A 17,791-nucleotide genomic window follows, 5' to 3' on the forward strand; every position below is an offset into this window, starting at 1 on the left:
CATGAAAATTTTAATTTTTTACCAATACTTCGGAACCCCAAATGGTGGCTGGAGCACGAGATATTATGAATTTGCCAAGCGATGGGTTGCTGCTGGAAATGAGGTTACCATTGTTACGGCACCTTATTATAAATCTGATATAAAGGCAAATGGATTTATATCCAGACAAGAAATTGAAGGAATCAAATTGATTGTCATCGATGCTCCGGATTCAAATAAAGACTCTTTTATCAAGAGAGCCATCAATGCCTTGAAGTTTGCCACAGTCTCCAAATATTTTGCTTTGTCAGAGCCGCATGATCTGGTGATTTCCAGTTCTGGACCAATTACTACTGCCTTGCCAGGCTTACTTTCAAAATGGTTTCGCTCCAAGAAGTTTGTTTTTGAGGTACGGGATTTATGGCCTAAAGGAGGTATAGAACTTGGAAAGTTAAACAACAAACTTGCCCAACAAGTAGCCCTGTCTTTTGAAAAACTTATTTATAGTAACTCAGACCTGGTGGTCGCTCTTTCTGAAGGAATGGAGCAAGGTGTGAAAGAAGTGAATCCTAGGTGTGAGACTATAGTAATTCCTAATTCTTCAGACGTTTCCCTTTTTGCGATTAATGAAGGTGTCCCGGTGGATTTCAGACCAGAATGGAAGGACACAGTAAATTTCATCTATGCAGGATCATTGGGGTTTATGGATGAATGCGAGCAAATAATCCATGGTTTAAACCTGGTGAAAAATGAGAGCGTCCGGGTTTTCTTTATAGGAGATGGAGCTGAAAAATCTCATTTACAGGACTTAATGGCTCAATATGGTTTGGGTGAAAAACTATTCTTTTTGGGTCTAAAGCCCAAAAGAGAATTGATCAAATGGTTTCATCTGATGCATGCAAGTTTTGTGACCTTCAAGGATATCCCAGTACTTCATACCAATTCCCCAAATAAACTTTTTGATTCCTTTGCTGCCGGTATTCCAGTTATCCAATCGACAAGAGGCTGGATAGCCAGGTTAATTGACGAGCATGGAGCTGGTATCAATGTGGACCCTAAAGACCCTAGGACCATGGCTTCAGCAATAGAAGCAATAGCCGCGGACCCGGAACTGACGAAAAAAATGGGGATAGAAGCAATGAAACTTGCCCAAACTCAGTTTAGTAGGGATGTTCTCTCTTCTAAATTACTTAGTAAAATGGAGCAAATTCTATGAGATATTTACTCACTGGAGCCAGTGGTTTTTTAGGATCTTATTTGCTTAAAGAACTTGAAAAGGCAATTACTTTAGGAAAATCTAATGAAAATAGTATTTCCTGTGATCTCTCTCATGAAATACCCGTTCTTCCAGAAGTAGATATGGTAGTACATGCAGCGGGCCACGCACATATAGTTCCTAAGTCAGAAGCAGAATCTGCGCAGTTTTTCAAGGTTAATCTGCAAGGAACCAAAAACCTCTTGCAAGGTCTTTCCAATTCGAAAAGCCTTCCAAAGTCCTTTGTCTTTATAAGTACAGTGGCAGTTTACGGGTTGGAATCAGGAACCGATATTTCTGAAAATACGGAAACTAAAGCCAGTACTCCTTATGCTGTGAGTAAATTGAAAGCTGAGAAGGAAATTCAACTTTGGGCTAATACAAATCATGTTGACTTAGTAATCCTGCGCCTACCATTGATTGCCGGTGGTGCAAATACCCCCGGAAATCTGGGGGCTATGATCAAGTTTATAAAAAAGGGGTTCTACTTCAGAGTAGGTAAGGGAGAAGCCAGAAAATCTATGGTGCTAGCCTCAGATGTCGCCCGGCTAGTTCCTACCCTAATAGGGAAGAGTGGGGTTTTTAATCTTACAGATGGAGCCCATCCTAGCATCAGGGAATTGGATCAATACTTAGCCAAAGAATTTGGCAAATCTGTAAAAGCTTTGCCCTTGTCTATTTTGCATATTTTATCCAAAGTAGGGGATATCTTTCCCTTTTTCCAATCAATTCGTACCGCCTCGACAAATTAAATCAAGCCCTGACTTTTAAAGATCAACAAGCTAGGGAGATCTTACGTTGGAATCCTTCCCATGTCATTGGAAATCTAGACCTCGACTAACTAATTGGAAAACTCATTCAAACCAAAAATTCTTTTTCTCGGCGAAACTTATCGCGCTGATGCCCAAACCTGGATCAAAGGAATAGAAAAGGAGTCAGGGCAAAAAGTAGACACTATGGAGGTTATGGGAGCTTCTTCCAGAATTGGAAGGATCTTTAAGTTTTTGCAATTTGGACTGGATCTTATTCTGCTGAATTTCAAAACCAAATATGATTTTGTGCTTGCCGAAAGAGCCACTAGCTACGGCTTTTTCTCTTTGTTTGTCAATGCAAAAGTTCATATTGTCGCCCAGCAAGGGATCACTGATGCATTTCCTGAAACTGGCTTTTCAGGTTTTTATAAGCGCTTGCTTAAAAAGAAGGTGTATAAGGAGGTTGATTTAATCCATGCTTGGGGCGAAGTAATGGTACCTGCAATGGTTAAGGCTGAGGCTGACCTGAAAAAAATCATGGTGATACCAAAGGGCTTAGATCTGGATTTTTACGGATTCAAAGACCCTTTTACCAGAAATATTCAAGCTAAAGCAATTGTCACTAGATCGCTCTCAGATGTTTATCATCATGAAGTGATTATTGATGCTATCTCTATTCTTAATCTGGCAGATTCCCAAATTCAACTCACTATCGTAGGGGATGGGCCTAGAAAAGATTTTCTGATGAACAAGGTGAAAGAATTGCAAGTTGAAAATCTGGTCACCTTTGTAGGAAGAATCCCGAATGAAGACCTCCCGCAGTTATTGCAGGAATCCTCTATATACATCTCAGTTCCCGAAACTGAAGGCGTTTCCGCCTCCTTATTTGAAGCAATGGCTTCTGGATGTTTTCCTATTGTGACAGAGTTGCCAGGGACTAAAGCATTTATAAGGGATGGAGATAATGGTTATTTAATACCTACAAATGATGCTGTTGCTTTAGCCGGAGCAATTCAATCCTTTTTGTCTAGTTCAGATAAATTCTATCCTGCGATCAATCAAAACAGAAGGTACATAGAGTCAAATGTCAATCTGGCTACCAATATGAAAAAGATTTATTCTCGCTATTTAAGTTTATTGGAGCAGGTTAATTAACTTTTCTAATGAGCAACATTCACAAAGCACTTTTCACATTTGGGGCAAAAAGGAGAAATCCTTCAATCTTCGCACATTACCGGGACCTCAAAATCTCAGAAAAACTGTCTCGGGCTGAGCTGGTCCAAATGAACGAAAGGCGGCTACAAGAACTTTGCGTATATGTCTCTGAAAAATCTCCTTTTTACAAGCGTTTATTCAGAGAGAGCAGCTTTGATCCGGTTAATAATTGGTCTATTAAAGCTTTTCAGGCAATACCCATCACTACTAAAAGAGATCTCATAGACAGTAACGAGCAGATACATACCCCTGCAGAGGATTTTAAAAAACGCTTTTTTGTAGAAACCTCAGGAACTTCTGGTGAAATACTCACTTTTCATAGGAATGAATCTTGGGATTCATTTAATAGAGCCAGTATCTGGAGAGGATATTCCTGGTTTGGAGCTACTCCTTGGGATAGAAAACTCTATTTCTGGGGCTATAATACGGCCAGGTTCAAACGAATCAAACTCTCTGTCATGGATTTTCTAGTCAATAGATTTAGAATATTTGACTACGATCCTGATAAACTCAAGAAATTGCTTCCTAAGCTTTCCAAAGTTCAGATTATCGAAGGGTACAGCAGCATGATCTACGAGCTTGCCAACTTAATGGAAAAGCAGAACTTGGATTTTAAAGAATTGAAATTGGTAAAGGGTACTTCTGAGAAGGTTTTTCCACATTACCAGCCCATTTCAAAGCAAGTTTACGGCATGTCTATTGCCAATGAGTATGGCTCCACGGAGTCGGGTATTATAGCTTTTGAATGTCCTCAAGGTAGTATGCACATCAATATGGAAGGCGTCTATGTAGAGCAGGATCCATCAGATGGAGGGATTTTGGTCACCAATCTTCATAGTTACTCTTTCCCCTCAATCAGGTATAAACTAGGAGATCAAATCGAATTGGCAGAACCGGGATGTGTATGCCCTTGCGGTATGGCACATCCCGTAATCAAAGAAGTGACCGGAAGGATAGGTAAGAAAATTCAAGGAATAAGTCAAAACTATCCTAGCCTCACCCTATACTATATTTTCAAAAATATTTACTTCAATAAGGATAGAAAGATAGATTTCCAAGCACATCAGTTTGAGCCTGGAAAACTCCAGATTTGGCTTAAAGAGCCAGTTACACCAGCTCTGGAAAATCTTATTCTTAGCGAGTCCAAAAAGTACTTCCACGACATAGAACTGGAACTCATAGAAAACCATGATTTCAGGCAAAAGAAAGGAAAACTAAAGGATTTTATCTCACATATTGAGGAAACCAAATCAAACCCCATTTAATAAACCATGTGCGGAATAGCAGGTATTATTTATAAATCCGACAAGCAAGTAGAGGAGTCCCTATTACTTCAAATAGGAGAAAGTATTAGGCATAGAGGCCCGGACGCGGGAGGGATTTACGCTAAAGGAAATGTGGGTTTTGTTCACCGCAGACTTTCTATTTTGGATTTGTCAGAGGCAGGAAACCAACCGTATTTTTCACCTTGCGGAAGGTTTATTTTAGTCTTCAATGGGGAGATTTTCAATTTCAAAGAATTCTACAAGGAGTTAGAAGAAGAAGGTATAAATCTAAAATCCACCTCAGATACCGAGGTATTGATGCATTTATTAATTCTTTATGGCCTAAAAGTATTGGATAAATTAAATGGGTTTTTCGCCTTCTCTTTCTTAGATAGGGAAACTGGCGAAATCACCTTAGTTCGGGATAGGTTTGGAGTGAAACCACTTTTCTATGCTCATAATTCGGAGCTTTTTGCCTTTGCTTCAGAAGCCAAAGCAGTTTTCAAAGCAGGGTATCCTAAGCGATTAGAAGAAGATGCGCTAGGCGAACTGTTCTTCTACCGATATGTGAGTGGAGAAAATACAGTATTTGCGGGAGTGAAAAGATTACTTCCTGGGCATTACATCAAGCTTTCTACCACAGGAAAAATTCTGGAAGAACAACGATGGTTTAATCTGAAAGATGCTGCCCAAAATTATGAGGCTGTAAAAGAGCCTCTTGAATGGTTTGAAAGCACTTTTAATCAGTCTATCCGCTACAGAATGATTTCAGATGTAGCCGTTGGGACTCTTTTAAGCGGCGGTTTGGACTCCAGTTCAGTACTTTATAGTCAGGTTAATCAAGGCTATCAAGGACTAAGTTCCTGGAATATTTCTTTCCAAAACTATCAGCACGATGAATCAACTGTTGCTGCCCAATTCTCAAAGGACCTAGACGTGGATTTCCATACCAAGGAATTTAAAGGAGAGGAATTGATGGGCCTGGTGACCGAGGCGATCCGAAATCATGATGAGCCGCTGATGCATTTGCAGGATGGACATCTACTAGGAATAGCTAGATATGCAAAAGAGAAGGTTTCTGTTTTATTGAGTGGGGAAGGAGCAGATGAAGTGCTTGGAGGTTATGTGAGATACAAGGTGCATGATAAAGCTTGGAGATACCAACTCCTGCAAAGTCTGCGATATGTTCCTACCAGATATCTAAAAACAGATCGACTAAAAAAGATGCAGCGTTATCTGTCAGATCCCAATGAGGATCTTCAAATGATGAGCAATTCAAACGAGATCTTTAAAACTGAATTCAACCAATTAATGGGTAGGTCGGCTTCTTTGACTGTACCTTATAGAGAGCAGGTACTGGAGGAGGCCAAATCACTCTATCCTAAAAATAAATTAAGGCAACTTCTTTACCTAGAGCAGCACACTCATTTATTTACCCTAAACGATAGAAATGACCGTACTACGATGGGGGCTTCTATTGAGTGTAGAGATCCTTTTCTCGATCCTAATTTAGTCATTGGCACAGCCAGTTTGCCGGATGCTTATTTTGATACTGAAGGTAAAGGCAAAAAGTTGTTGTTTAATTCCATCGGAAAAAATCTCCCGGATTACATTACTAAGCATCCGAAAATAGGGCTTTCAGTACCCTGGGATGTATATTTCCTTAAGCAGGACGAATTCAGGCAACATTTTGAAAACATGGAGAAAAGTCCATTATTCCAAGTGGAGTTGTTTGAAAAACTAAACATCAAAAAGATTAAAGAGGATTTCATGAAAGATCAATCCAAGAATTATGGAATGATCAGACAGCTTTTCTTCTTATCGCTCTGGTACAAAGAAAATTTTGGTGACTAGCTTTCAAGTTTCTTACTTCCCTAAAAACTTAATAGGTAGGAGGATTTGAAATATCTTCTTCAATAGTTAAAAGCTTTTCCGCGACAATATGCAAGCCTTTTATGCAATTCAGTCCCTCCTGAACCTTGGCATTGGGGAGGTAAATTCTACACCCGCATTTCAATGTTGTAAAACATTGTATGGTAGGTCTTTCCCCGCAAACATACTTAATAGTCTATTTTTGATAAATATTCTGAGATTTATCTCTCCTAATACACTATAGTATAAAGGGTGCAATTTGAAAAATCAATTGAAAGCAAAGCTGTCCAATTAATGCAGAAATTATTTGTTCCAAATTTTGATTTTGGAGAGAGAATCTTTTTTGAAATCTTTAAGAAGACTGGGCAGCAGATCTCAATTTCCGAGGTAGCAAAACCTTATTTTAAGTTGGTTCAAAATCCTCAGGATGCTGATTGGATAATTATTCCCGCTTTTACCACTTCAATGGTGTCAGCAGAAGGGAAAGGATTTTATCAAGAGGTTGAAGCTTTGGCTTTGGTACACAACAAGCCAATTGCACTTTTTTCAAATTCTGATTTTATTGTTGATCCCAAACTGAAGAATGCCAAGATCTTTACCCCAGGCTCTTACGCAAGTAAAGAAAATCAAATTTCTTATCCGGCACTCCTTGCCTATGACCCCGTAGAAAGATGGTTTAATGGAGATTGGAAACCTATTTCATCTGAAAAAAATTACTCTATAGGCTTTTGTGGACAAGCGAGTTTTCACCTGCTGAAGCTGGCAAAAGACTTTTTCACAATGAAAAAGTTAAGGTCCAAAATGCTCTCAGGCGAATCACCTCACGCATATTTTCCATTCTTTCTTCCGGTGTTTGAAAGAGCCTCAATTTTAAGATACCTCAGCTATTTCAGTGGTATCAAATGCAATTTTCTACTTAGACAAAAGTATAAGGGCGGCGCAAAAACTACTCAGGATTCCGTTCAAATCGAGCAGGAGTTTTTTCGAGAATATAGAGTCAAACCTATTCACACTTTGCCTCAGAGGATCCGGGAATTATTCGGTTCGGTTTTTTCAAACGCTGGCTATGGGTAGAATTCCAATTGAGATTGTGACTGACTCTGAATTGCCATTTGAAGGCCTTATCGATTATTCTGATGTCGTTCTGAAAGTGCCTTATGAAGAAAGATTTAAGACTGGCGACTATATTCGGCGATTTTTGGCTACAAAGTCTACCGAGCAATTAATTGCCTGTCAAATCAGGGCTAGGGAAATCTGGAAAGAAGCATTTGTCCTCGAAGGAAGCCTAAAGTACCTAGCATTAAAAATGAACGCTTTAACTCACGAAAAAGGTTGAAAACCCTTTAAAACTACTGAGTTTTCCCATTATCATGGATACCATTAAAATCTTAAACATACCCAATTATTATTGCGGCTATTACCTGAGAGGGTTTAGCTTGATCTCGAAACTCTCTTTCCAACCCGCAGCTGAATTCAGTCCTTGGAACGGAATGCCATTCTTGATTTTTGAATATAATGGCAAACGTGTTTGTATAGATAATGACGACCCTATGGGTGTGAAGCAAGAAATCTATGATAAGGTTGATTATTACTTTGCTACGAATAAACTCCTGGATAATACTAGCTATCAGCAAGCTAAGGTTCTCCCGCTTTTCCCCCACTATCCAATCAATGAGCTAGGTTTATATCTAAAAACTTTCGGCACAAACTGGATTTCTTTAGGAGCAAAAAATGCCCTGAAAGAAGCCTATACCCTGAAAAGAAGACCTACTTACAAAGATTTTCAACTGAAATATTTATTTAAATCCTACGTTTTCTTTGCCGGTTCTATTTGGAAGAAAGAAGCCTGGGCAAATCAAACCAGAGCGGATTTTATCCAGGCTTGTAAAAATATACCTGAAATAGATTTTGAAGGGGGAATGATTCCTCGAACCGATGGGGATAATCTAGGTTTCGATGCCGTATTGGCAGAAAGAAGATTTTCCGCAGATGAGTTTTCAGAGAAGTCAGCCCAGTCATTGGTAGTTTTTAATAATCCGGCTGTTTTGGGAGCCATTAGTTGGCGAGTAGCGGAATGCTTGAATCGTGGAGCTTTTATACTTTCTTTGCCTTGGTATATAGAATTGCCAATCGCCCCAGCGCATCAGAAGGAAATCCACATGATAGAAAATACAGATGCTGTGGAGGAATTTCTGAAATATTTGGTTAAAAACCCGGACTATCACAAAAAGATTGCAAATGGGGGAAAAGCCTATTTTGAATCGTACTGTACCCCTGAAAGCCAGGCTCAATATATCATTAGAAAAATATCATAACTCATAAACCGTAAATAGTACAATGCCACATACCTTTTTTGAAATTAGTGGAAGAAAGATCGGCTATGACTTTCCTCCTTTAGTCATTGCTGAAATTGGGATCAACCATGAAGGTTCTCTTGCTGTAGCAAAGGAAATGGTAGATGCAGCTCACAGAGCTGGTGCAGAAATGGTCAAACATCAAACACATATAGTGGAAGATGAGATGTCAGGATCTGCCAAGAAAACCATCCCTGGTAATGCGAAAGTAAGCATCTATGAAATCATGGAACGCTGCGCCCTGAATGAGGCAGACGAACTTGCATTGAAAAAATATGTAGAGTCAAAGGGTATGATTTTTATCAGTACGCCCTTTAGTAGAGCTGCTGCAGACCGCTTAATCAAATGGGATGTGCCAGCCTTCAAAATTGGCTCTGGAGAGTGTAACAACTACCCCCTGCTCGAGCATATTGCATCCTTTGGAAAGCCTATCATTATGAGTACTGGCATGAATACCATTGAAAGTATTCGAAAGGCAGTGGCAATTTTGGAAAAGCATCAAGTCCCTTATGCTTTACTACATACCACGAATCTTTATCCAACTCCAAATCACTTGGTAAGATTAGGTGCGATGGTGGAAGTTCAGCAAGCATTCCCAAGAGCAGTGGTAGGGTTGAGTGACCACACGCTAAGTAATCACGCTTGTTTTGGAGCTGTAGCATTGGGAGCATCCATTTTGGAAAGGCATTTTACAGATACCATGGATAGGCCTGGACCAGATATCATTTGTTCTATGGATGAGGCTGCCTGTAAGGAATTAATTGAAGGTTCCAAAATGCTTCAACTCCAAAGAGGAGGCACCAAAGGTCCTGCAGAAGAAGAAAAAGTTACCATAGATTTTGCTTTTGCTACCATTTGCACAATCAAGCCAGTCAAAGCTGGCGAGCTGTTCACCAAGGACAATATCTGGGTAAAAGAACCTGGTAAGGGCGGTATTTTAGCTGAGTTTTATGACGAGGTTCTAGGCAAAACAGCCAATTCAAATATAGAAGTGGATACTCAGGTTGTTTGGGAGAATGTCGGGAAATAAGAAAATAGTATTTCTTACGGGTACTAGGGCGGATTTCGGGAAACTGAAGTCTCTCATTGAGATTACCCGACAAGAGCCGGGTTTCGAGGTGCATATTTTTGTGACAGGAATGCACATGTTACCTGAATATGGCTACACCTTGAAGGAGGTTGAAAAGTGTGGGTATGATAATATCTACCCCTTTGTCAACCATACTCATGAGCAAACCATGGATCTAAGTTTGGCTAAAACCGTGGAAGGATTCAGCAATTATGTCCGCAGTTTAAGTCCTGATTTGATTGTAATTCATGGGGATAGAATAGAAGCCATGGCAGGTGCTATTGTCGGTGCGCTTAATAATATTTTGGTTGCTCATATTGAGGGAGGGGAAGTTTCCGGAACCATCGACGAACTCATCAGACATGCAGTGTCCAAGATGAGTCACATACATTTTGTTTCCAACCAAAGGGCCAAGGATAGACTCGTACAAATGGGGGAGCAGGACTCCTCCATATTGGTAATAGGTTCTCCGGATGTAGACCTTATGCTTTCCTCAAATCTTCCCGATATAGCCAAAGTGAAGGCCTATTATGAAATCCCTTTTGATAGCTATGGATTGGCAATGTTCCATCCAGTAACTACAGAGGTGGATGCCATGGCGAAATACGCAAAGGAATTTGTGGATGCTATCATAGAGTCAAATCAAAATATGGTGGTAATCTTTCCAAACAATGATTTAGGTTCTTCATTTATACTGAAAGAATATACGAGATTGGGAGATTCGGAGCAGTTCAAAGTATTTCCATCCATTCGTTTTGAATACTTTCTCACTTTGCTGAAAAAAGCCAAATTTATGGTAGGTAACTCAAGCGCTGGAATCAGAGAAGCTCCTTATTACGGTATTCCGGTAGTAAATATTGGGACGCGCCAACAAAATCGCGCATTGCATCAGGATATTATTAATTGTGGCTATGCTAAAGCTGAGATAATAGATGCTATAGCAAAGACTAAAGATTGCAATTTCGAAAAAGAGGATTTATTTGGAGATGGAAGAAGCGACCTACTATTTATGGAATCCTTGAGAAACCCCGATTTTTGGACTTTATCCAAGCAAAAAAGATTTATCGACTGGATGAAATAAGATGATTTTCCCGAAAGTCCGCAAAGAATAAGCATAGAGCCTCCATGGGAGGCTTTTTTTATTTCCTAAAGATTTATTTCTTCCTTGAACCTACCAAACTTTGATTTTTTCAAGATATACAATCCAAAAAAGAACAATAGAAAGCTAAACATTGGCCTCAAAATTCCCTTTCTTTGAGTTAAGAAAGCGTCGAGTTGATTTGACTGTATAATCTTTTCACACCTCAATCAGAAATCTACTGCTGAAGCCCTGGTTGGGATGGAATGATTGTTGCTCAGTGCTTTGATTAAAATTAGCCGTTCTACTACTATAGATCATATCTACCATTTGATTCATAATCAATACTATATGAGTTTTTGCAGTCCGAAAAGCAAAGCGATAGTTGACTGTGCCAAAGTTTTTTTACTGTTGGTGTTTTTCTTGGCATTAACTTTTTCAGGCTTTTCTCAAGTAGTTATTATACCGAGAGATGGCTTTCCCTATTGTGAGCCATTTACAAATTCGACTACCAGAGCAAATACAATTTTTGACGGTACTCCACAAGATGCTTTTTTGACAGCCGCCGCAGGAATAGACGGAGAAGGGGATGGGTTTTTACAATTGACAGATAATACTACGGATCAAAGAGGATATGTCTTTGTTGATTTACCATTTTCCTCAGCATATGGAATTAAAGTTTCCTTTGAATATTTTGCCTACGGAGGTATTAATCCTCCGGCATTTGCTGACGGGATTAGTTTTTTCATGTTTGACGGAGATATAGGGCCTTCAAATTTTCAAATTGGTGGGCTAGGAGGATCATTAGGTTATGCCCCATGGAGGAGAAATGCAAATTTGACACCAATACCTGACCAGCCTGGCTTAAAGGGAGGTTATATAGGAATTGGTTTTGACGCCTTTAGAAATTGGGGTAATGAATTCGAAGGTAGATTTGGTGGGTTTAAAGACCCTTCTACAATTGGGTACGGACCCGTGCCGGATGAAAGACAATATTATAACAGTATAGCCATAAGAGGACCAGAATCTGCCAATTATCAATTTATTGATGGAAAAAGAACGTACAGCAGAAGTTTTCTAAATGAAGAACAACCTCTGGTGTATACAGATCCTATCCCTTCAAATTACTATTTGTTTGAAACATTGCCTCCTTTAGAGTTTTTAGCCCGCAGATTTAAAATAGGGTCAATTAATAAAGCTGAATTATGCTCTCAAGATGGTTATAGAAAGGTTTTTATTGACCTTGCTCCGGTAGGTAATGGAGATTATTTGGTAACAGTCGACATGCTTGTCAATAATGGGGGAACATTAAGATTGGAAAATATTTTTCAAAATGTTCCTTACAATTTCCCTGCTCCAAAAAATTTAAAAATAGGGTTTGCTGCCTCTACTGGAACACCAAACACTAATTTTCACCAGATTAGAAATGTAACTGCCGAAGTTTCCGATTATGCAAATATCCCCCTTCCGGAAATTGAAAACTTAGAATCAGAAGTTTGCGTGGGCGAGGAGCGTTTGTTTGAATTTGATGTTGAAATGACAAGCTTAAACTCATTTTTAAGGTGTGTTCAACTTTTTGATTCAGACCCAGGCGATCCTGATAACACCCCTCCCGCAGGAGGAGATCCTTCTTTATCTAATTGTGGTCTTTCAAATGTTTGTATCGAAAAATGCTATCCAACAAAAAGCACGCTTACAATTCCCGGTAAAGGGACTTTTTATGTAGAGCTTGAACAATTGACTTCAGATAATTTTGAAGATGAAAAATACGCAGCAAGTATTCGCTTTGTTCCTGAGCCTGGATTTATAGGTACTGCCCAGGCATATTATCAGGTATTGGATAATTATGGCATTTTATCCTATGCTAAAACTATTACCATTATTTCAAATCCATACCCAGTAAAGATTCAGGACGAGGTAATTGATTATCCTACATGTGATGGTCAATCAGATGGTTCGATTGATGATCTTATCGTTGGTGATTTAGCAAATGGATTTGATTATGAATGGTTTTATGAAGGTACTTCTATTGGAAGCAGGGTGCAAGCGTCACCCCAATTTCTAATGGAGAAGCTACTTTTTCATTGACGGGAATTAATGTAGGGACTTATACACTTCAAGTTTGGAATCCTTCCGATTTGGGAGGTTGTAGTATACCAATAGACGTCACTGTTACTCAAGAAAAAGGAACACCCGTTGATCTTGAATTAAATGATCAAATCATTTGTGAAAAGGAAATGAGGTGTCCTTTAATCCAATTATTCCGCCAATATATGGGGATGATTCAGGAGCAAAATTTAATTGGTACCTAACTCCAGATAAATCCGGCGGAGTAATTCTGGATGGTCAAATAATAAATATTGATGGGGTTGATGTGACCTTTTCTATTGCATCAGATCGCGTCTTGACTGTTTCTGGATTGATTTCAAATGGTGCCACCCCAAAGGATTACATCTTTTATGTGGAAGCTAAAAACGAGGTTAATCCAAGTGGCAGTTTTTGTCCATTTTTGGGCGATGTAGAAGCAGCTGCAAGGGTAAAAGTTTATCCACCTATTGATTTTACGGCAATAAAAGTACAAGATGACTGGTGCCTAGATGGATCCGGATCTATTCAGGCTTCGGTGAATAACCCATCTGGATCGATATCCTATTATTTGTTAGATGAAAATGGCAATCAGATTCAAACTAATGCTACTGGGAATTTCACTGGATTGAATAAAGGTAATTATGAAGTATATGCAACTTCGTCTAGCCCAATTTGTAATTCTTTTACCTCTGAAATTACAATTGACGGGCCGGATGAAAGCCTTATTCTCCTGGAAGTATCAAAATCAGCCGAATATTGTGACCTGCAGAATGGAGAGTTGGAATTCACTTTGACAGGAGGTAATCCCGATTATTTAATTACAATCGCTGGTCAGGATATCAATACATTTACTTATGTTCAATCTGGACCAAATAGTAGTACCTATACTGTATCTGGATTGGCAGGCCAGACTTATTTAATTGAGGTTGTAGATGAAAAAGGCTGTCAAACCAGTATCTCTATAGATGTTCCTTATGAAGAACCATCGGAATTTTCCGTGACCAATGACGAAATATGTGAAGGGCAAACTGCTACAGTTCAAGCCCAAACAATCACACTTTCTACTGCAGTTCCTTCCTATAGCTGGTTTGCCACGGATGGGGCAGGAGGGTACACTCCAATTACCGCAAGTTCGAATTTTGATGGGGGACGTTTCTCCATAGATGCAGCTACCAATTCCATGAGTGTTTCAGGTCTGGCTGCCTCAGCTACGCCCTATACTTATTACCTCCAGGTGACCGGACCTAAGGTTTGCGACACCAGTTACTTACCTGAGCAGAGGTCTTAGTGAACTTTGGACCGGAAATGAGTGATCCAGTATTAACAATGGTTTCATGTTTCAATGCTGGAAATGGGACTATCCAAGCGGCAATTCCTTCAGGTAACCTTTCTGATTTTCAATTTAGCCTTCAGGGTGATAATGGGGTTTACATACCTTTTTCCTCAAATAATGGTCTCTTTGAAAACTTAATTCCAGGCACTTACCAACTCACCATTCAGAATGCTGAAGGATGTAGCACTAGGAAAGGATGGACTTGCTGATCACTGAACCAACCGAATTACTTGTACAGACCACTGATAGCACAGACCCAACCTGTGCTAATTCTAATGGTGTGTGGAGTTTTACAGTTACAGGAGGTACTCCAAATGCCGCAGGAGAATATCAGATTACCTTAGATGGAAATCCAATCGCATCCTTGGGCGCTGATCTTTTGGTCAATGCAACCAATGATTTTACAATTTCCAACCTAGCTCCTGGTATTCATACTATTACCGTTCAGGATGCTAATTCTTGTCCAGCTCAGCTCAGCATTGATTTGCTGGCTCAACCGATTCCTGTTTTTGAAACTGCCGATGTGGTACTCTGTGAAAATGATGCTTTCGCAACGTTAACTCCTGTAATAATAGATCAAGCTGGATCCAGCACCAGATATCTTCCTGCCCAATGAAGATCGCAGCAAATGCCGGTTCATACATTAGCATTTCCGACGGGGATTCGATCAATGGAGCCACACATACCCTAGTTGGTGACAATCTTCAGATCGCTGGCTTAAGCAATACCAGTTCTCCATATACTTATTATTTGAATGTTACCGGTGACTTGGTTTGTCCTGAAAAACCCAATTCCTGCCAAAGTATCTGTGCTTAAACTGCCTGAGGTTGTTTTTGAGTCCGAGCCAACCTCATGTTTTATTGGAAATGATGGAAAGATCAATCTGATTTCGAGTGATCCTTCTACCAATATGACCTATACCCTAGAGGAACTTGGTATCAGTAATGCCACAGGTAATTTTGTTGATATACCTGCTGGTTCATATACTATTACCGCACAGGAAGCTGGAGCACCTTGCAATAATCAATTTACTGTGGTGGTAGATCAGCCAACAGAATTGCAGTTGCTAAACGAAACTAAAACAGACCCTACCTGTGATGCAGATAATGGATCTTTCTCATTCGATGTAACTGGAGCTACTCCTGCATACCAAGTTACAGTCAATGGAAATCCTATTGAGACCTACGCATTCAGCTTAACTGGAGAAAATTATGAGGTGAAAAACCTAGCGCCAGGCACTTATTCTATTTCAGTGGTAGATGCAAATGGATGTGTACTGGATAGACCTGATTTATTCACTTTGGTAAATGATGCAGGAATTGATGTAACAATAGATCCTTTAGCGATTGAAATTTGCGAAGGTCAGGACGCTACTTTGAATCCAGTATTTCAAGCAACTCCGCCAATTGCGCCTACTATGAAATGGTATAAGGATGCAGCTTTAGCTCAACCTATCTCATCCAGCGCCACTCCGGATTCGGATGGATATACCTATCAAATCTCAGGAGCAAATGCCAACTTGACGATTTCAGGCTTACCGCAAGGCACTTATTCTTATTATCTCGAAATATCTGGACCAGGAATTTGTACTTCTGTAGAAAAAACTGATGTAACTGTATATCCTCCGATTGAGGCAGTTGTTGAGACTACAAACGAAACCTGCTTCCAAGCAGCTGATGGTTCCATTACATCTACACCTTCGGGTGGTAACGGAAATTTTGAATTTAGCTTAAATGGAGCTGCTTATTCCGCAGTATCTACCTGGTCTAGCTTGGCTCCAGGAAGTTATACGGTTGCAGTCCGTAATGATATAGGCTGTGAAATTACTTACGATGTAGAAATTGAGGGGCCCTCTGCCGCTATTTCTACCAATACTCCTGATATCATCCGAAGTTCTTGTGATTTGGATAATGGTAGCATAGAAAATCTAGTTATTTCTGGTGGGTGGCCTACCTATGTCGTAGAATGGAGAAAGGGCAGTCCTACAGGAACTGTAGTCTCAGGAGATGAAAATGGCGCTACTGATTTAGCTCCTGATACTTATTTCTTGATAGTCACTGATTCACTTTTATGTACCGATACATTCTCCTTTGTAGTAGAGGAATCTTCCGATCCTGTTTACCAATTAGTGCCTACAATTGATGATTGTACTGGAAATCAAGTTCAAATCAGACCTATACACATAGCCCCTGACCCTAGCATGCCGCCTAGTGCTGCCACAGAAGTAAGATGGTATAAATCTGCCGGTCAGGAAGATGAAATTACTACAGGACCTGATGCATCTATTTCAGGAGTGTCTTATACCATTGACGAAACTGACTGGCTCAATCCAGAATTACTTATAGATGGTCTTCCTGCCGGCCAATACACATATTATTTCTATGTAGTCTGCACAGGGCAAGAAATTCCAATAGCTATAGAGGTTTTTGACACACCTCAAGTTGTCCTGGAGACTGATCCTGAGACTTGTTTTGGAGATGCTAATGGTAAAATACGTCTTGTATCTGGAGATCTACCTGCATACAATTATCAGGTGAATTCGGACACTCCTGGCAGTTTAGCTGAATTAGAAGCAAGAAATTTTCCCCCGGTACTTATCTCTATTACCATTGCTACCCCGGCAGGTTGTGCTCAGGTGCTATCTGTGGAAGTGGAAGGGCCAACAGCTCCACTCGCCATTACCCCACTAGTACCTATTGATCCAGGATGCGGTGCTTCAAATGGAAAAATTTCCACCAAGATTTCAGGGGGATGGGCTCCGTACCAAGTGGAGTTAATTAAAGATGGTGCTCCTTTCTCAGTTCAATCTACATCAGGCCCAGATCTGGAAATTTCTGGACTGACTATAGGCACCTACAGCTTAATAGTAGCTGACGCCGAAGGTTGCCAGGTTATATCAGAGGAAGTTACCTTGGTGGATGGCCCTACACAAGTGCTGGTAGATGAGGAAGCAATTTGCTTTGGTGAATCTGTGGTTTTTGCTCCGACTATTGACCCCGCAGCAACTCCAGTGAGTTATCAGTGGTTTTATGACAAAGCAATGACCTCACCAATTCCTGCAGATAATACGCCGGATTCTAATGGCTATGTATTCAATCAAAATGCTGGAGGTACCTTGGAAGCTTCTGGTTTACCTGCACAAAGTACCCAACATGTATTCTATGTGATTGCTTCAGGACCTGGGATCTGTCCAGGTTTTGTGGGGAAGCCAAAGTCACTGTTTACAATATTCCTACAGCTTCCTTCACAGTGAAAGATGAGGTATGCTTTGGAGAAAATGGTGAAATCATCATTAATGCTACTGGTGGATCTGGCAATTTTACTTACAGTCTAAACGGAGCAGCACCCGTTACTACAAATATATTTAACGTGGCACCGGGAATTTATGAAGTAGAAGTAATTACTTCTGAATCTTGTAATGTTTTAGTTCAAAATATTGAAGTAAAAGGCCCTGCAACAGCAATTGAAATGATCAACATGCTGGTGGATAGTCCAACCTGTGAATTGGATAATGGACAGATCTCTTTTGAG

17 protein-coding genes are annotated in these 17,791 nt (G+C 40.0%); all 17 read left to right on the forward strand.

Annotated features, from left to right (window positions below; all coding sequences use genetic code 11):
- The first annotated feature begins 1 nt into the window (after position 1).
- Positions 2 to 1,195, forward strand: coding sequence for a glycosyltransferase family 4 protein (locus tag AC0L6R_RS19565; RefSeq protein WP_473272742.1), 1,194 nt, complete (start codon positions 2 to 4; stop codon positions 1,193 to 1,195).
- Positions 1,192 to 1,986: an NAD-dependent epimerase/dehydratase family protein gene (locus AC0L6R_RS19570; protein WP_473272743.1), complete on the forward strand. Its 795-nt coding sequence runs from the start codon at positions 1,192 to 1,194 to the stop codon at positions 1,984 to 1,986. The genes AC0L6R_RS19565 and AC0L6R_RS19570 overlap by 4 nt, the downstream gene beginning before the upstream one ends.
- 93 nt (positions 1,987 to 2,079) lie before the next feature.
- Positions 2,080 to 3,141: a glycosyltransferase gene (locus AC0L6R_RS19575; protein WP_473272744.1), complete on the forward strand. Its 1,062-nt coding sequence runs from the start codon at positions 2,080 to 2,082 to the stop codon at positions 3,139 to 3,141.
- Positions 3,142 to 3,149: 8 nt separating this feature from the next.
- On the forward strand, positions 3,150 to 4,466 hold the full coding sequence (locus AC0L6R_RS19580) for a phenylacetate--CoA ligase family protein (protein WP_473272745.1): 1,317 nt from the start codon (positions 3,150 to 3,152) through the stop codon (positions 4,464 to 4,466).
- Positions 4,467 to 4,472: 6 nt separating this feature from the next.
- Complete coding sequence (asnB, locus tag AC0L6R_RS19585) at positions 4,473 to 6,320, forward strand: asparagine synthase (glutamine-hydrolyzing) (RefSeq protein WP_473272746.1); 1,848 nt, start codon at positions 4,473 to 4,475, stop codon at positions 6,318 to 6,320.
- A 312-nt stretch (positions 6,321 to 6,632) separates the two neighbouring features.
- Positions 6,633 to 7,412: a hypothetical protein gene (locus AC0L6R_RS19590; RefSeq protein ID WP_473272747.1), complete on the forward strand. Its 780-nt coding sequence runs from the start codon at positions 6,633 to 6,635 to the stop codon at positions 7,410 to 7,412.
- Positions 7,405 to 7,674: a hypothetical protein gene (locus tag AC0L6R_RS19595; protein WP_473272748.1), complete on the forward strand. Its 270-nt coding sequence runs from the start codon at positions 7,405 to 7,407 to the stop codon at positions 7,672 to 7,674. Before AC0L6R_RS19590 ends, AC0L6R_RS19595 begins: the two co-directional genes overlap by 8 nt.
- Positions 7,675 to 7,708: 34 nt before the next feature.
- On the forward strand, positions 7,709 to 8,653 hold the full coding sequence (locus tag AC0L6R_RS19600) for a glycosyltransferase (RefSeq protein ID WP_473272749.1): 945 nt from the start codon (positions 7,709 to 7,711) through the stop codon (positions 8,651 to 8,653).
- A gap of 22 nt (positions 8,654 to 8,675) precedes the next feature.
- The gene (locus AC0L6R_RS19605; RefSeq protein ID WP_473272750.1) at positions 8,676 to 9,722 is read left to right on the forward strand and encodes an N-acetylneuraminate synthase family protein; all 1,047 of its coding nucleotides are present in this window, start codon (positions 8,676 to 8,678) and stop codon (positions 9,720 to 9,722) included.
- Positions 9,709 to 10,842, forward strand: coding sequence for a UDP-N-acetylglucosamine 2-epimerase (gene neuC, locus AC0L6R_RS19610; protein WP_473272751.1), 1,134 nt, complete (start codon positions 9,709 to 9,711; stop codon positions 10,840 to 10,842). Before AC0L6R_RS19605 ends, neuC begins: the two co-directional genes overlap by 14 nt.
- A gap of 348 nt (positions 10,843 to 11,190) precedes the next feature.
- Positions 11,191 to 12,927, forward strand: coding sequence for a hypothetical protein (locus AC0L6R_RS19615; protein ID WP_473272752.1), 1,737 nt, complete (start codon positions 11,191 to 11,193; stop codon positions 12,925 to 12,927).
- A gap of 154 nt (positions 12,928 to 13,081) precedes the next feature.
- Positions 13,082 to 14,215, forward strand: a complete 1,134-nt coding sequence (locus AC0L6R_RS19620) for a hypothetical protein (protein ID WP_473272754.1) — start codon at positions 13,082 to 13,084, stop codon at positions 14,213 to 14,215.
- A gap of 17 nt (positions 14,216 to 14,232) precedes the next feature.
- The gene (locus tag AC0L6R_RS19625; protein ID WP_473272755.1) at positions 14,233 to 14,469 is read left to right on the forward strand and encodes a hypothetical protein; all 237 of its coding nucleotides are present in this window, start codon (positions 14,233 to 14,235) and stop codon (positions 14,467 to 14,469) included.
- The gene (locus AC0L6R_RS19630) at positions 14,457 to 14,876 is read left to right on the forward strand and encodes a hypothetical protein (protein WP_473272756.1); all 420 of its coding nucleotides are present in this window, start codon (positions 14,457 to 14,459) and stop codon (positions 14,874 to 14,876) included. Before AC0L6R_RS19625 ends, AC0L6R_RS19630 begins: the two co-directional genes overlap by 13 nt.
- On the forward strand, positions 14,873 to 15,076 hold the full coding sequence (locus AC0L6R_RS19635; RefSeq protein WP_473272757.1) for a hypothetical protein: 204 nt from the start codon (positions 14,873 to 14,875) through the stop codon (positions 15,074 to 15,076). The genes AC0L6R_RS19630 and AC0L6R_RS19635 overlap by 4 nt, the downstream gene beginning before the upstream one ends.
- The gene (locus AC0L6R_RS19640) at positions 15,015 to 17,513 is read left to right on the forward strand and encodes a hypothetical protein (protein ID WP_473272758.1); all 2,499 of its coding nucleotides are present in this window, start codon (positions 15,015 to 15,017) and stop codon (positions 17,511 to 17,513) included. Before AC0L6R_RS19635 ends, AC0L6R_RS19640 begins: the two co-directional genes overlap by 62 nt.
- Positions 17,510 to 17,791 (forward strand): SprB repeat-containing protein (locus tag AC0L6R_RS19645; RefSeq protein WP_473272759.1); only part of this gene is annotated, 282 nt, incomplete at its 3' end. The genes AC0L6R_RS19640 and AC0L6R_RS19645, both read left to right, overlap by 4 nt.

The sequence above is a fragment of the Algoriphagus sp. 10J20-15 genome, from assembly GCF_055809615.1.

Coding starts and splice junctions, on each gene's coding strand:
- AC0L6R_RS19570 (WP_473272743.1), top strand. CDS start 1,192: ATGAGATATTTACTCACTGGAGCCAGTGGTTTTTTAGGATCTTATTTG.
- AC0L6R_RS19640 (WP_473272758.1), top strand. CDS start 15,015: ATGTTACCGGTGACTTGGTTTGTCCTGAAAAACCCAATTCCTGCCAAA.
- AC0L6R_RS19615 (WP_473272752.1), top strand. CDS start 11,191: ATGAGTTTTTGCAGTCCGAAAAGCAAAGCGATAGTTGACTGTGCCAAA.
- AC0L6R_RS19580 (WP_473272745.1), top strand. CDS start 3,150: ATGAGCAACATTCACAAAGCACTTTTCACATTTGGGGCAAAAAGGAGA.
- AC0L6R_RS19625 (WP_473272755.1), top strand. CDS start 14,233: ATGAGTGATCCAGTATTAACAATGGTTTCATGTTTCAATGCTGGAAAT.
- AC0L6R_RS19630 (WP_473272756.1), top strand. CDS start 14,457: ATGGACTTGCTGATCACTGAACCAACCGAATTACTTGTACAGACCACT.
- neuC (WP_473272751.1), top strand. CDS start 9,709: ATGTCGGGAAATAAGAAAATAGTATTTCTTACGGGTACTAGGGCGGAT.
- asnB (WP_473272746.1), top strand. CDS start 4,473: ATGTGCGGAATAGCAGGTATTATTTATAAATCCGACAAGCAAGTAGAG.
- AC0L6R_RS19565 (WP_473272742.1), top strand. CDS start 2: ATGAAAATTTTAATTTTTTACCAATACTTCGGAACCCCAAATGGTGGC.
- AC0L6R_RS19595 (WP_473272748.1), top strand. CDS start 7,405: ATGGGTAGAATTCCAATTGAGATTGTGACTGACTCTGAATTGCCATTT.
- AC0L6R_RS19605 (WP_473272750.1), top strand. CDS start 8,676: ATGCCACATACCTTTTTTGAAATTAGTGGAAGAAAGATCGGCTATGAC.
- AC0L6R_RS19590 (WP_473272747.1), top strand. CDS start 6,633: ATGCAGAAATTATTTGTTCCAAATTTTGATTTTGGAGAGAGAATCTTT.
- AC0L6R_RS19635 (WP_473272757.1), top strand. CDS start 14,873: ATGAAGATCGCAGCAAATGCCGGTTCATACATTAGCATTTCCGACGGG.
- AC0L6R_RS19600 (WP_473272749.1), top strand. CDS start 7,709: ATGGATACCATTAAAATCTTAAACATACCCAATTATTATTGCGGCTAT.